Annotated in this window: 1 pseudogene; it reads left to right on the top strand. The window is 53.6% G+C overall.

The features are described from left to right. Positions 1-505: 505 nt before the first annotated feature. Positions 506-700: pseudogene (locus AB4Y31_RS31750) on the top strand (hypothetical protein); the annotation flags it as partial.

Below are 700 nucleotides of genomic sequence, written 5' to 3'. Positions count from 1 at the left end.
GCGCGCTTGCGCGTGCGCCGGTTCGTCAGGTCAAGGTTCAGGTCGGTTTGTCTCATGTGCCTATTGTGCCCAGCAGGCGGCCGGTTGAACACTCGGAAATGCGTGAGTTTTGAACACCATCCCTAGTAACAGCGCGAGAGTTGCGCGCATGGCAGACGCCGCAGCCATGCAGGACTCTGCACCTTCAAGAACTGCCAGTGGGTCCCGAAACAAGTTGGATTAGTCACCATTATTACGGATACCATTGACGGGCCCTCATCAATTTCTTCTGTTAGGCCCCGGTCCATTCAGATTGTTTTGTAGCGCTTGCTCCGAGGCATCGCCTAAGTATTTGGACATGTCGCATGTCCGACATTGTCAAATATGCAACATGGCGGATTGCCGTTACGAGGTGGCCTTGCAGCAATGCTTGGTTGGCGCGATCCCTGCTTATACTTGCCGCGCTGGACAGTACGGGCCGTCTATAGTTTCAGCCCCGAGCGGTTCGCTTCAGACATTTTGATCGATGCGTGGCCGATGCCACGTACATTATCCATTTTATTGCTCGGTATATGACATGTCCCAGAAGCAAAGAACGTTGAAAGAATTCGTGGCCGAGCTCAAGGCATTGACCGATGGCATGATGACCGTAGAGCCCAAAGAGATTGCCGATTTGCGCCTTGGCGAGATGGAAATCCCTGCCGGCAGCTACGGTCAATAC

Origin of the sequence: Trinickia sp. EG282A, assembly GCF_040965455.1 — a bacterium.
Lineage (GTDB): Bacteria > Pseudomonadota > Gammaproteobacteria > Burkholderiales > Burkholderiaceae > Trinickia > Trinickia symbiotica.
This window is presented reverse-complemented; position numbering and strand designations above follow the sequence as displayed.